Here is a 14063-nt window from a genome sequence, read left to right as displayed (position 1 = left end):
TGGTCAATCGCGCGCGAACTTGATCTCGCGTCGGCATGGTACACCCAATAGCTTCTGATTGGTGATTGCCGCCAAACCGGCGGCTGATTGAGCGGGCGTCTAATAGTCCGCAAGTGCCGCTATTGAGCGGCTATGCCGGAATAGCTGTCGGGCTCCAAGACAACTGGCACGGTCTGAAACGACACGGCATGAGCAGCAACCATTTCGCCGACTTGTTGCGCGTCTAGCCGACCTTTTTCGATCAAGGCGTCGCACATAGCGTCGAACAGGACGCGCTCCTCGACGATAATGGCTTTGGCGCGTTCGAGCTGTCGCAGCAAACCCGTCTCAACCGCCTCCGCCAATCGAGGGTAGAAGCGCCGTACTCGATCGGCCTCATCGGCATCGCCTGCCGCCGAGAACGTCAGCCTGTGCCCCAGTCCGGTCGCCGCCTCCATCTCGGTCAACCGATCTGTTGCTCTCTGCAAATCCGAACCGACGATCAAGCCGCCACCGTCACAGTGCCCGCCGAGGATCACGATTTCCGCAGCGATTCCTCCGAGGAGCATTGCGTTCTCCCGTTCAAAGTAATCGCGATCACGCCGCTGAAGCACTGATTGTTTAAAATGCGCGCCACCCAGCTCGATCACTTGATCGCCGGGGTTAAACCAGTCGGCAATTTTGACCCCGACAAATTTTCCAGCTCCCAGTTTAAGGCCTACCAGGCTGTGACCGATCTCATGCACAGCCATCGCACGGCGATCCTCGCGGGGAATGATCACACGCGGTGGCAGATGTGCAAGGACGTCATCGACTGACACAGGACGGCCGCTACGTCTGGCGGACCGGCGCGCGTCTCGTGCTAGCTGTTCCAAGTGAGCACCTGACATTCCCTCCGATAGGTCTGATACCGAAGCCAACTGGCTTTGCGTCAATGCTTGGTCCAAATACTGCGCCAAAATAAACAAGCGCTCGGTCGGGCCAGGCAGTGGGATTTGGATGAAGCGATCGAGGCGACCAGGGCGACGTAGCGCAGAATCAATTCGGCTCGCGTTATTGCAAGCGCCAACGATAATCAGACCTTCGTGTTCATCGGAACCATCGATTTCTTCCAAAAGCGCGTTTACGACCTGGATGCTGTAGTCGCGGTTATCGTCGTCAAGCTTTTCCCGGTCGCCAAACGCGTCGATCTCGTCGATGAACAGGATAGTGGGTGACTTGCTTTTTGCCTGCTCAAAATCGCGGTGCATGGCCTTCAACAGGTCGCCCAGATGCCCGCGTCGCTGCCAGGCGGCGAGAGATGCAGTAGCGAGATGTGCTTTCGTTGTCGTCGCAAGAGCGTGAGCGAAGGTGGTCTTTCCTGTTCCCGGCTTGCCTTCAAGCAGGACGCCGCGATCGACGTCGCACCACCCGATCTTGCCAGCCTGCCAATCTCTCAAGTCCTCCGCGAGCTGCATGCCCCATTCAGCCGCTTGGCCGTATCCGGCCATGTCCTCCAGACCCCTCTGATTGGGTTGCGACTTTCGCTTTGCTGGCGCGGAGTCTGAGGTTCCAAGGGACCTCAATCGCCTGAGGCTCTCGCTGAAGCTTCGGCCTCGTGCGACGGCCCTCCACATCAAATCTGCACCGATGTTGAGAGCCTCGGCAATCTGCGTGTCGGCCGCGACAACATCGTAGCAATTCAGCAGCGCGCAACGCACCTGTCGGACGGTCAGCTTCTCGATATCGCCGATGAAGCACGCGGCCAGTCGCCACTCGGGCGGAATTTTGAAGTCGTAGACGACCACAACTAAGACATACCCGAATGAACGTACGTCGTCGCTATCCAAGCCCTTGTGGAACGCCAAGTTGTCGTCGTCGACAATTACGCGCCGCTCCTTTTCGTTATAAGCCGGTCTCCTGCCCGCAAAGAGTACGGCCTCGGCGGCCTCTCGATAAGGCTCGGCTGACTCTCCCTGCGGGGCCTTGAGAATTGTAATTCCATGAAGCCACGGGTTCGTCTTGCGATGTAATCTGAGCGCTTTCTGGATTGCGCAGTAATAAGCGAAGGTTTCTGCGGACTTCATGGCCGCGCGTAAAACGTCCTGCTTGCGGGTCATCACGAACCTACCTTTCATCGGAGGCTTCAACAGGGTTTCGATTTTTGGATATGAAGATCAGCGGCGACGGACGCGGCTGTCCGGCCCGAGCGGAAGCTCGTCTATGTCGTCGAAGACAATGAACCGCTGAAGGAAAAGGCTTGCAACCACTGGCACTGCCCTGGCCGTCATGTTGATTGACTGGCAAACGGCCAGGCTCAAGCTTCCTTGCTCGTCGAGTGTAGACAACAGACGAACTCGATCAGAAAGCGACACGGTGACCCTGGCGTATTGCAAGAGGTCTTTGGCGTTTTGCAAACGCACCGGCGGGATCACGGATCGATCAACGTGGCGATAACGATTCCCGAGATCGTGGATCCGGTGCGGCAGCCAAGTAGGAAGCCGCTGACCGGGATTCTCGATCGTGACGATCTCTATGGAGTTGCCATAATTGACCTCGAAGTCGGCTGTGAACTGCTCTCCTTCCGCGTCGCGGAAGATCGGCCCGCAAGTCCAGCTTCCAAGTTGGTCGTCTACGTCGAGGAGACATGCGTAGTCACGAGCCAACTCACTTTTGAACGCGAGCGAACCGACTGATCGGACGGTATTCAAACCTGACGGAAGAAAAGCGCGGGCTTCCGCGCGATGGGACAGCAGTTCGCCCATTTTTGCCACTCCGATACGATAAACGAGAATGCATGACCACGCTGCGGTGGATCATATGTGTTCGCGAAAGCGTATGAGGCGGCCAAGGTTTGTCATGGATAGAACAAATACAGAACAAACCCACTTGTTGTCAAGTGCATTTTGAACTAGGGCAGCCGGTCGGGTCGTTTGGCAAAATGTCTGCTTCTTGGCCCGGCCAACGGTCGAAGCGAAGCTGAAATTACCAACCGTGAGATCGGCTCTCGAAACGGGCAGTCTCGACTAGGAAGTCGACGAGCCGTCTCGCTCCTTCTGATAACCGCGAGCGATCCTCATAGGAAACGTAGTACCCTCGACCCGTGCGCAAGACATCAACGCCGACACGTTGAAGTGCCCCTGCCTCAAGCTCTGACTGAAGAAGCCAGACGCTCCCCAAAGCCACTCCCTTGCCTTTGATCGCTTCGCCTATCGTCTGAGAGTAGGTTGAATGCATCTCGACTGGCCATTGGTCGAAAACTCCCCGCGCCTGCCCTTGGAACCAAACCTTCCAGTCCGCCCAGTCTGGACCCGCCCTTCCGTAGTTGAGAAGCCTCGGACGCCTTTCTTTCGGGATATCGAATATCGATTGAATATCCGGCCCAAACTCTCGGAGCAGTACTGGGGAAGCGACTGGCGTCAGCTCTTCATCCAGCAGGAACGTCGTATGGCGACCGGCTACGATACCGTCGCCGTAGGTTACGGCCAAATCATTGCCGGAGAAAAGGTCTTGCGGATTGTCTGAGGTAATCAGACGTGTCGGACAAGCATGCGGCGAAAGACCGAACTCTCTGAGAAGCGGCGTCAGCCAGAACATGCCGATGGCGGTGTTGGCACCAATCGACATCGGCCTTTGAGCTGCCTCGCGCATGGCACCCAGCCCATGTTGGAGGAACTCTAGCGTCATGCTCGCGGTCTGGAACAGCTTGTCTCCGGAGGCGGTAGGTGACAGCCGCTTGCCGTCGCGCACGAATAGCGGCTCGCCCACCCAGTCCTCAAGCTGCTTAATGCGCTTGCTGACTGCTGCCTGCGAAACGCTCAGCTCACCGGCGCTGCTGGTGAAGCTCCTCATACGATATGCCGCCTCGAAGAACACGAGCGTATCGAGTGGTGGAAGATTGGCGCGGAACCTTTTCATAACTTTTGGTTATTCATTTGAGCGAGATTTTCCATGGTTTACAGGCGATTGGAACATCTTAATCTCCTACCAACTTCACATCCACTGGAAAAGCAAATGGCGAACTTCGATTGGCACGCTGAGCGTAGCGATCTCTCTAACATCGCGCTTCTCGACCGCGCTCCCGAGAGCGAGGGCATCGATCTCAGGCAAGTCCGGCTCTATCGGCAGGGCCGCGTGCGCCAGCAGATGCTTAAGTACGGCATCGATGCCGTGATCCTGTCGGACCCGATCAACATCCGTTACGCCACTGGCACCCGTAACATGCAGATCTTCAGCATGCGCAACGCCCCGTCGCGCTACCTTTTGCTGACGGCAAACCGCTCAATCTTGTTCGAGTTCACGGGCTGTCTTCACTTGGGAGAAGGCTACGAGACCGTTGACGAGGTCCGGCCATCGAAGACGGCAAGCTTCGTCGCCGCCGGGCCTGACATCCATCTCCGAGAGCGGGCATGGGCTGCCGAAATGAACGATCTGATCACCGAACTGGTCGGCAAGGGCGCAACGCTGGGATTGGAACGGCTCAATGCCAATGTCTCTATAGCTTTGCGGGAACTCGGGCTGACCATCGTCGACGCCCAAAAACCCGTCGAAATGGCGCGTGCCATCAAGTCGCCCGAGGAGATGAAGTGCATCAACGCGTCGCTTCGTGCGACGGAAATCGGCGTCGGCAAGCTGCGGGAAGCAATCAGGCCCGGCCTAACAGAGACGGCCTTGTGGTCGGTGCTGCACCAGTCGATCATCGAGCAGAACGGCGACTACTGCGAGACGCGCCTTTTGAGCGCCGGTCAGCGAACGAACCCCTGGTTCCAGGAGACGGCCAGCTACGTGATCGGCGAGAACGAACTGATCGCCCTCGATACCGATGTCGTGGGCTGTCATGGCTACTATTCTGACTTCTCGCGAACGTTCCATTCGGGACCGGGAAAACCTAGTGGCGTGCAGAGGGACCTCTACAAGGTCGCCCATGAGCAGGTGCACTACAACATGGGCATTCTGAGGCCCGGAATGAGCTTCCGCGAGTATGCCGACCGGGCCTGGGACATTCCTGCCAAATACTACGCCAACCGCTACTACCTGTCCGCGCACGGCTGCGGCATGACTGGCGAGTATCCGTACCTTTATCATCATGGCGACTTCCCGGATGCCGGATATGACGGGATCGTCGAGCCCGGCATGACCATCTGCGTCGAGAGCTACATCGGCGAGGACGGCGGCGCACAAGGCGTCAAGCTCGAACAGCAACTGCTGATCACCGACACGGGCATCGAGCTGCTGTCGCGGTTCCCGTTCGAGGAAGAAATGCTGGCCTGATCCGGCCAGCCGCATCGTTCAATCCAATCAATAACAGGGGAACTCTACCATGCGTAAACTTGCCCTCTACGCCCTCGCCACCGTCGCTGGAGGACTTTTTGCCACCAGCGCGGCCGCTGGGGACAAATGCGGCCACGTCAGCATCGCGGAAATGAACTGGGCGTCGGCCGGGGTCATCGCCTGGATCGACAAGATCGTCCTGGAGGACGGCTATGGCTGCGACGTCGAGCTTATGAACGGCGATACCATGCCGACCTTCACCTCCATGAACGAGAAAGCGCAGCCCGACATCGCACCGGAACTGTCGGTCAACGCCGTCAGGGAACCGCTCGACGCCGCGATCAAGGAAGGTCGACTGATCCAGGCTGCCGAGACGCTGTCGGACGGGATCGTCGAATCCTGGTGGGTTCCGGCCTATGTTGTGAAGGAGCATCCAGACATCACCTCGGTCGAGAAGGCCTTGGCGCATCCGGAGTTGTTCCCGGCACCCGAGAACCCGTCGCGCGGCGGCATCATGAACTGCCCGGCAGGCTGGAACTGTCAGATTACCACTGCCAACCTATTTAAGGCTTTAAAGGCCGATCAGAAGGGTTTTGATCTCATCGACAGCGGTTCTGCCGCAGGTCTCGACGCGTCTATCGCCAACGCGTTCGAGAATAAAAAGGGCTGGCTTGGCTACTATTGGTCGCCGACCGCCGTTCTTGCCAAGTACGACATGGTGAGGCTGCCGTTCGAGGTTCCGGTCGATGTCAAGGAATACAATAGTTGCACGGCCGTCGCCGATTGCGCCGACCCGAAGGTCAACTCCTATCCGAAGGGCCTCACCTACGCCGTGGTCACCAAGAATTTCTCGGAAACCAACCCCGTCGCCATGGGCTACATAACCAAGCGTTCGTGGACGAACGACATCGTCAATCAGGTGCTGCTCTGGAAGGATACGAACCAAGCGACCAACGAGGAGACGGCCCGCTACTTCCTCAAGACCTATCCAAAGGTCTGGAGTGGTTGGGTACCGTCGGACATCGCGGCGAAGGTAACAGCGGCCCTATGAGCGCCGTTGCTTCCCAAAGCCATCGCAGCCGATCCTTCGGGTCGGCTGCTGTGCGATTGAACAGACCGCCAGCGACCGGGCGCCTAAGCCGGGAATCGTAAGTATGCAAAGGAACAATCGACCATGTCTTCACTTCCTCGTATCGGTTTCATCGGCCTTGGCAACATGGGCGGCCCCATGTGCCTTCGGCTTTTGGCCGCCGGTTATCCCGTGACCGCCTTCGACCTGAACGCCGAGGCGCTGGGACGAGCCACTGCCGCCGGAGCGGTCGCCGCCACATCGGTCCAGAACTGCGCCGAGAACGCCGACATTCTCCTGACGTCGCTCCCGCGTCCCGACCACGTCGAAAGCGTAATGGGTGGTGAGAACGGTGCACTGAGGAAGCTTTGCAGCGGCAGCATCTGGGTTGATTTGACGACCAACCGCAATGAACTGATATTTCGCCTGGCAGGCGAAGCGCCGGAGGGCGTCACAGTCGTCGACTCGCCCGTCACCGGAGCAGTCGACGGTGCCCGCAGCGGTAAGCTCACCCTCTTCGTCGGCGGTGACAAGGCTTCCTTCGACCGGGTCGAGCCCGCCCTGAAGAACCTCGGCATGGTGATCCATTGCGGCGTGATGGGAACGGGCAACGTTGTCAAGCTCGTGACCAACCAGCTCTGGTTCATCGCAGCGGCAGCAATTGGCGAGGGTTTCGCCACGGGCATGGCAAACGGCGTCGAACTCGGCACGCTTTGGAATGCCATTCAAAACAGTGTTGGTGATAGCTTCGTCGTCCGCCATGATGCCCCGTCGATCTTCTCCGGACACTACGACCCGTCGTTCTCTCTCGACTTGTGTCTGAAGGACTTACGTTTAATTCAGGAGCTGAACCGCAACGTCAAATCCGCCATGCCGATGACAACAGCGGCGGAAGGCGCGTTTGCGGTCGCAGCCAGCCGATACGGTGCCGCCGCCGCCGAGCTGCACGTCGTCAAGCGGATCGAAGATGACGCGGGTCTCTCGATGCGCCTGCAAGGCGACTGGGTCCCACATTGGGAAAAGTAGCTTTGTTATTGCGGCGAGGTCTGGACAGACCGAACGATGGTGCAGCTATAAACATCCTTCAGAACAGCGAAGCATAGCACCTCGTTGGCCGCCGCTCTCAGCGCTGTTCAACGACTTGATTGGTCTGCGTTCCAATATCGTCAATTGTAACGCAAAAGTATCACCGATCTTAAGCCAGATCGACGGCTTGCGCTTGAACCCCACCCCGGCAGGCGTGCCCATCGCGATGACATTACCTTCACTATATCAATACTTCTCGACGGGAACCTGACTCTCGTCTGGGGTATGCGGCCTCAGGCCAGTAACCAATTGCCATTGAACAGAATGACGATCTTCCAGCTGAGAGATCGCCCCACGCGTATCGGAGCGCAACGCCAATCGGAAATACAGCAGCAACGGATGCGAATCCCCACCCAAATACCGGACTACTCGCTGCCGAAGGGTGCGGTACACTCGTTCTTGCGAACGAACTCGCGGGCCAAAAAATTCGAACCAAGAGCATAGGGCAGTTTTATCAAAGACGAGAATTATTGTCGCAGGTTGCGCTCTCCTCTCTGTTACGTCCCCGCAATGCTCTCTGTACGTTGCTCACGTCAAAGCAACACGTTGCGAGATCTTTTCCAACACGAATGGGAGGAATATTTAGGGATGGCCTTTACCTCACTGTCTTATCAAATCGCCGGAACCGTCGATGTAGTCGATGTTCACGTCGGTGGTGACCTCCATCGAATTGTCCTTGGCGGCGTCAAAGAACCCCCGGGCCGCTCAGTTTTCGAGAAAATGCACTTCATCAAAGAAAAGGCAGACGGGCTGCGAAAGCTGCTATTGCATGAACCGCGAGGCGGACATCCATCCCTGTTCGCTGACCTTGTAGTTGCCCCATCGGCACCGAACGCGGACGCCGGATTCATTATTATGGAATTGATGGGGTACCCACTAATCTCCGGGACTAACACTATGAGCACGGCAATAGCATTGCTTGAAACTGGCCGCCTCAAAATGTCTGAGGGGATCAACAATCTTGTCCTGGAGGCACCCGGAGGCTTGATTGAAGTCGACGCTCTATGCCGAGACGGCAAAGTCAAACGGGTCAGCTATCGTGCCAAGACACCATCATATGTGGCCGGAGAAGGTCTGAGCGTCGACATTCCAGGCTTCGGCGAGGTAAAGTTTGATCTGATTTGGACCGGTGCCTTTTATCCCATTTTCAATGCGGCAGAGTTTGGCTTCTCGTTGGTTCGAGATGAAGAAGAAGAGATAGTTGCTCTTGCCCGTAAACTCGTGCCTGCGATGCGGTCTGCGATCCACCCGCTCCATCCGGTTTATGGCGACGAGGGTCCGATTTCGTTCGTTCTCTTTGCGGGCGAAGCCGAGGAGGTCGGTGATTGCTGGGAGCGCCGTGTCTGCTGCTACGAATTCCCGCGCAACAGCGTGTGCCGTGCTCCCGCTGGCGTTCCTAGCACGGCAGTCATGGTCCAGTTGGTGCATCGAGGCCAACTCAAGGTTGGCGACACCCTCCGCACCAAATCCGTATTCGATAGCGAACTAAAAGCATCCATCCTGGATCTCTCGGAGTATCATGGCCATGTCGGTGTGCGGGCAGAAGTAAGTGGTTCGGGTTGGATTACGGCCAAATCACAGCTCGTCGTTGACCTCAACGATCCCCTGACGCCGCTAGACGGCCTGGCTGATATTCTTGTTGGCAGTGAATAGAATCTCTGACGCCTTGCCTGCACGATCGACGAAAACGGATCGCAGGTTACATTCCCGTCTTAGGCCACGAGGGCCCAAAAGGTTCTGCGCTGGGAGGGACAGGACGGGCGGTTTTCGCGTTCACAAATCATCCGGACGAGCCTATTGACTTCACTTACTGGGTCGCGAGTGCAGACGTTCAGATTGACCCCTATGCCAACTCCGGCGGCCAGGTAGGACACTCCGATGCCACGCCTCATGAAGGGATTATTTTGAAGTACAGCAGACGCCAGCTGAGAGCTTCTTCTATCCCTACTCGCCTATAGACCCGTCACCATTCCGTCTACTTTCAAGCCGTCACCGCTTCCGCAAACATGTTGGCAATGTAGGACGCGATCATGAGATCCAGATGAGCGCCGCCACCGTTCTTGTAGACAGTGATTTCATTCTCAGCGAGTCTGGCCGTCGAGGAATAGTGGACCAAGTCGTAAAGGTCGCCGCGTACATCCTCGCGGGTAATAGCCCCGGTGGCGATTGGTTGCATCAGGTCGCCCGTCCGGTCAATTGTGGTGTCTCGAAAATCTACATAGATGGTTCCCTTCGCCATAAGAGCATCATCGGACTCCCTCATGTCGGGAGTGAAGGCCCCAATTAGGTCGATATGAGTACCTGGACAGACCCAATCACCAAGCACGAGCGGTTCCTCAGACCCCGTCGCAGTTGAAACGATGTCGGCTCTTTCAACGGCGGCAGCCAAGTCCTCTACAGGCTCAAGTTCGACCGGTATATCGCCGAGAGACGAGACCAAACCCTTCGACTGTTCAAAGCGTCGCGCCCAAATCGAAATTCGCTCTAAACCTGGAAATACCGACTTGTAGGCCTTCGCGAGACTTGCGGCTACCACTCCAGCGCCGACGATGAGTAGGTGTCGGCTGTCAGGCCGCGCAAGGAGTTGCGCAGCCAAGATTGAATCGGCAGCCGTCTTGAATTCGGTGACCAGCTTACTGTCGATAACGGCTCTGACAGATCCTGTCTCCGCATCAAACAACAAAACCGCTCCTTGTATAGCCGGTAGACCTTGGGTCACGTTGCTCGGAAGTGTCGTTTCTGCCTTGACGGCATATCCGAGCCCTGGAATGTAAGCAGTACGATTAAGCATAAGAGCCCCACTCGGCCCTAACAGGACGTCCTCGCTCTCAGGACGTGCAAGCTTGTGCCCTTTTCGCAGAGCATCGATTGCGCCTTCCCAAGTGAGTAGCGGCACTCCTGCATCGTATGAGATAAATCTCATTTGGTTACCTCAGCGTATCGAACAATGCATCTTTGATGGACTGGGTTGCGTCTCGCGTCTGGCCTCGCAGCGCCATTGATCTATTCAAAAGACCCAATCGAACCGTAGAGATGGGCTCAACACGATAGGGTGCTCCCTGACCTCAACCGACGATCCGGTCCCGGATGACTCCGTTCAATAATGGTGATCCAATACGGATAGGCGCCACCCATATCGATCAGGCAGAAACGATTGCGAAGAAGGCGACTGCCTAGATTGATAGCAGGCGAGCGCTTGAACTTTGGCGCGACCGCGCAGCATTCGATGAAGTTGGCGTGCCCTGACTACTTGACCTCAATTAGGGCTGAGAGGTGCCTTGAACTGGTCATCTCTCGACCCCAAAGAACGCTAGCATTCAAAATTGAGAGACCGAACTCTACATGGTAACCGTCAAGCCTGCGGACGCCAATCTTTTCAATGCCTCCACCACGCTCACACGCCGATAGCTCTCCGTCACCAAACCGTTTACTTTAAGAACTTCACGCATCGCCCGAGCACGCGGCCTGTCATCCTCCGTTAGATCGTGCTCGCGCTCTCTGATCCAGTGAAGGAAGGCGTCATCCGCCTCTTTGATCGGCTTGCCGGTCGCTGATGAAACTCGGTTGACGCTCAGCTCTGCCAGTGGCCTCAAAGTTTGGGTGGGGTTGAACTCGGTGCGCTTGTCATTGCCGGAGATGGTGAGATCAGCGTCCGCTGTCCTGCCGGATGGACTATAAACGAACGCTGACGCAATCCGGTCAAACGCAGCATCTTCTTCCTTTGGGCGGTGAACTACATCCCTCATTGGCCGGTCGGGCACAGCCAATCTCGTGATGCCTCGATCATTAATTGCGTCGAGAACTTCTCGGTGGTCGTTTGTTTTCAGGATAACTTCACGTCGCGCTGGCCAGAAATCGTAATGTGCGTGAGCCCCGCGACCCTTTCCGATATGAAAGGCGTAAATCTCCGGGTAGACAGTGACAGCGGTCCGACGCGATGGCTTGATGTCATAGAATGCCGTCATCGCCAGCTGAAGCAGGTGGGTCGCCCCTATCCCGCCAAAAGTTTCATCGATAACAAGACCAAATCGATCATGCTCGTGCCAACCCGGGAACACATCTTCGAGCGTCGCAGGCTGACCGTTGACAGCCGCGTCAAACATGCTCCCTTTGAAAAGCGCCATTACGTGCATCTAACCGCTCCCTTATTCTTCGATCTCAATGTTGGAGAGCGGCTTTGAACAGCATGCCAGAATGTAGCCGTCCTCTATTTCGTCTTCCGTGATGCCGCCATTATGTTCCATTTCGACGTGGCCGCTGATTTTCTTCACTCTGCACGTGCCACAGAGACCCATCCCGCATACTGATGGTATACTCACCCCATTGCGGTGGGCGACATTCAAGACGGTCTCGTCTGCTCTGACGACGTCCTCGACGCCGGAAGACCGAAAGCACAGGCGGTGCGAACTATCCGCCGAGCCTTCTGGTTTTGGAAACTCTGGTTCTCGTTTCTTGGTCGGAAGAGTGACGTTCCCATGTGAAGCAAAAGTAAAAGCCTCTTGATGGAAATGCGCCATGGCAAACCCACGCTGGGCGACCATAGCTTCTGCATTTTCCATGAAGGCCTCCGGGCCACAGCAAAAAATTTCGCGTTCCAGATAATCGGGCACTAGGCTTTCCAGCTTAGCAATGTCCAAACGCCCTGTCAGACCTTCCCAGTCGGATGCTCCCCTACCGACCACAAGCCCCAGCACGAGACCCGGCAATATCCTCGACGCCGACGCAAGCTCTTCCCGGAAGATTATCTCTTCCGGGCTGCGGGCACAGTGCACGAACGCAACGTCCGCGTCCGTCGCCACGTCGGATAGCCAGCGTAACATCGACATCATCGGGGTGATCCCAGATCCCGCAGACAGGAATAGAAGCTTTGGTCGCTGGCACCGCTCCAGTGTAAAATTTCCGGCTGGGCCAATTGCCTTGACGAGACTCCCCGGTAGGAGGTTTTCGAACATCCAGCGCGTACCGACACTGTCGACCTGTGCCTTTACAGTCAACGATAGCGTCATGGGTCTGGATGGGGACGATGCGATCGTGTAGGTCCGTAAAAGTAGTCCACCGGGCACGGACAACTCCAGGGTAAGAAACTGCCCAGCTGTATACTTGAAAAGCGCCGGATGCTCGGGTTGGAATACGAACGTTTTCACGTTCGGTGCCTCATCAGCAACAGTCACAACGCGTAATTTCGACGCGGCTCCGGTCCAAATCTCGTTCGTTGCGGGCGGACAAGCGGGAAAGAGCGAAGCCCCCTCCCGTGAAATCTTAGCTATCGAGTTCATGCAACGCTCCGGAAGGGGATGTCAGCCTTACCTTCGAGGCGCGGCTTCATCGTGTCGGCGTACCAGTTGACGAACTGCATCACGCCGCCCTCAATTTCCTCAGAGTACGGACCCGGCTGATAAGCGGGAGACTGAATGCCAGCAGCGTTATCTTCGACAACACGGCGATCCTCATCGTTAGTTTGGATCCAAACGTGGGTCAGCCGGTCAACGTCGTAGTCGACCCCCTCAACCGCCTCCTTGTGAACGAGCCACTTCGTCGTGACAGCGGTCTCAGTGGGGCTAATCGGCAGTACGCGGAAAGTGACAGCATGATCCGTTAGAAAGTGGTTCCAGCTCGATGGGTAGTGATAAAAGAGGAGTGCGCCGAGATGGCCCGCGACGCTAGCGTCGGAGAGCGGTTTTGTCACGGCAGCCTTGCCATCCATGGTATAGCTGACGGCGTCACCGAGCATCGGTTGCCGCGTGGTCCGGAATTGACCAGAGGGGTTTGCTTTAAACTGGCTAGCAATACCAGCCGTTTCACACCGTGTCCAAAGCTCGGTAACGTCTGGATCTACTCTCTCGCCTGCCAGGCCCACCGCGCTGGAATTTTCTGGGAAACTCCTCAGCAGCTCAGGGTGGTTGGCCGCACAATGATAGCATTCGCGATTGTTTTCCCAGACGAGCTTCCAGTTGCCCTTCTCAATAATCGCAGATTCATGAGCGATCTTGGCATCTCTCAGGCGATGAATGCCGAGGTATGGGACGATGTGATCGCGAACCAGATTAAAATCGCTCGGGGTTTCCGCGAGAGAGATGAAAATTGCGTTCTCGACGACCTCGCAGGCGATCTGCCTCAAAGGATACTGCGTTTTGTCAAAGTCCGAGCTCATGTGTCGAGCAAACAGGAGTTGCCCGTCCAGACCATACGTCCACTGGTGATATGGACAGACGAGCCGAGCGGCAGTGCCTTTCTCATCCTTGCAGATCTTGCTGCCTCGATGCCTGCAGGTGTTATGCATGGCGCGAACCGAGCCATCCGCGTTGCGGACGATCATGATCGGATATTCGCCGACTTGGAGGGTGATGTAGCTGCCAGTCTTCGGCAATTCGCAGACATGCCCGGCAAAGAGCCATTCGCGATACCAGATATGCTCAAGATCCAGGCTGAAAATGTCGGGGTCTGTGTAAAACGCCCTCTCCAGAGAAAAGCCGGGATTCCTGCTATCTAGTAGTTTCAACATATCGCTTGCGGTGACCATCGATGCCTCTCGGGAATTGGCAGTGGAGCGCAATGCACCGCCGAGGACAAATGCCCAATGCCGCGCCATCGCTGAGAGCATCGTTGTAGCACCGCCTCTTTCATCCGGTATCGCGCAATAAACTCATGGAGCCTTGAGTTTATTGCAGAATCCGCCATC

At 56.6% G+C, this 14063-nt stretch carries 11 protein-coding genes and 1 pseudogene; 5 read left to right on the top strand and 7 right to left on the bottom strand.

Annotated features, from left to right (window positions below):
* Positions 1 to 119 precede the first annotated feature (119 nt).
* The 3 genes from NXC24_RS08455 to NXC24_RS08445 all read right to left on the bottom strand — a co-directional run bounded on the left by NXC24_RS08455 (position 120) and on the right by NXC24_RS08445 (position 3876).
* Positions 120 to 2078: an AAA family ATPase gene (locus NXC24_RS08455; RefSeq protein WP_158704445.1), complete on the bottom strand. Its 1959-nt coding sequence runs from the start codon at positions 2076 to 2078 to the stop codon at positions 120 to 122.
* Positions 2079 to 2135: 57 nt separating this feature from the next.
* Positions 2136 to 2723 carry a hypothetical protein gene (locus NXC24_RS08450; protein ID WP_104822875.1) on the bottom strand — a complete coding sequence of 196 codons (588 nt, stop codon included), beginning with the start codon at positions 2721 to 2723 and terminating at the stop codon, positions 2136 to 2138.
* Positions 2724 to 2943: 220 nt separating this feature from the next.
* Positions 2944 to 3876, bottom strand: a complete 933-nt coding sequence (locus tag NXC24_RS08445) for a LysR family transcriptional regulator (protein WP_104822874.1) — start codon at positions 3874 to 3876, stop codon at positions 2944 to 2946.
* Positions 3877 to 3972: 96 nt separating this feature from the next.
* Here NXC24_RS08445 and NXC24_RS08440 point away from each other — a divergent pair, with 96 nt between their 5' ends.
* The 5 genes and pseudogenes from NXC24_RS08440 to NXC24_RS35670 form a co-directional block, all read left to right on the top strand.
* Positions 3973 to 5229, top strand: a complete 1257-nt coding sequence (locus NXC24_RS08440; protein WP_104822873.1) for a Xaa-Pro peptidase family protein — start codon at positions 3973 to 3975, stop codon at positions 5227 to 5229.
* A 49-nt stretch (positions 5230 to 5278) separates the two neighbouring features.
* Complete coding sequence (locus tag NXC24_RS08435) at positions 5279 to 6280, top strand: glycine betaine ABC transporter substrate-binding protein (RefSeq protein ID WP_104822872.1); 1002 nt, start codon at positions 5279 to 5281, stop codon at positions 6278 to 6280.
* Between the two features lie 123 nt (positions 6281 to 6403).
* Positions 6404 to 7324 (top strand): NAD(P)-dependent oxidoreductase, encoded by a 921-nt coding sequence (locus NXC24_RS08430; RefSeq protein WP_104822871.1) that lies wholly within the window; start codon positions 6404 to 6406, stop codon positions 7322 to 7324.
* Between the two features lie 648 nt (positions 7325 to 7972).
* On the top strand, positions 7973 to 9037 hold the full coding sequence (locus tag NXC24_RS08425) for a proline racemase family protein (protein ID WP_158704444.1): 1065 nt from the start codon (positions 7973 to 7975) through the stop codon (positions 9035 to 9037).
* A 71-nt stretch (positions 9038 to 9108) separates the two neighbouring features.
* A pseudogene (locus NXC24_RS35670) lies at positions 9109 to 9267 on the top strand (carbohydrate ABC transporter substrate-binding protein); the annotation flags it as partial.
* Between the two features lie 98 nt (positions 9268 to 9365).
* On the opposite strand, the gene NXC24_RS08420 reads toward NXC24_RS35670, so the two are convergent.
* From NXC24_RS08420 to NXC24_RS08405, 4 genes are all read right to left on the bottom strand, one after another.
* Positions 9366 to 10175, bottom strand: coding sequence for an ornithine cyclodeaminase (locus NXC24_RS08420; protein ID WP_245463953.1), 810 nt, complete (start codon positions 10173 to 10175; stop codon positions 9366 to 9368).
* Between the two features lie 547 nt (positions 10176 to 10722).
* On the bottom strand, positions 10723 to 11517 hold the full coding sequence (locus NXC24_RS08415) for a hypothetical protein (protein ID WP_104822868.1): 795 nt from the start codon (positions 11515 to 11517) through the stop codon (positions 10723 to 10725).
* 12 nt (positions 11518 to 11529) lie between these two features.
* A complete protein-coding gene (locus NXC24_RS08410) occupies positions 11530 to 12660 on the bottom strand; it encodes a hybrid-cluster NAD(P)-dependent oxidoreductase (RefSeq protein ID WP_104822867.1) in 1131 nt (376 codons plus the stop codon).
* A complete protein-coding gene (locus tag NXC24_RS08405) occupies positions 12657 to 13904 on the bottom strand; it encodes an aromatic ring-hydroxylating dioxygenase subunit alpha (protein ID WP_104822866.1) in 1248 nt (415 codons plus the stop codon). The genes NXC24_RS08410 and NXC24_RS08405 overlap by 4 nt, the downstream gene beginning before the upstream one ends.
* Positions 13905 to 14063: the final 159 nt, after the last annotated feature.

Source organism: Rhizobium sp. NXC24 (genome assembly GCF_002944315.1).
Classification (GTDB): domain Bacteria; phylum Pseudomonadota; class Alphaproteobacteria; order Rhizobiales; family Rhizobiaceae; genus Rhizobium.
The sequence above is the reverse complement of the archived record's forward strand: the minus strand, read 5'-3'. Positions and strand labels throughout refer to the sequence as shown.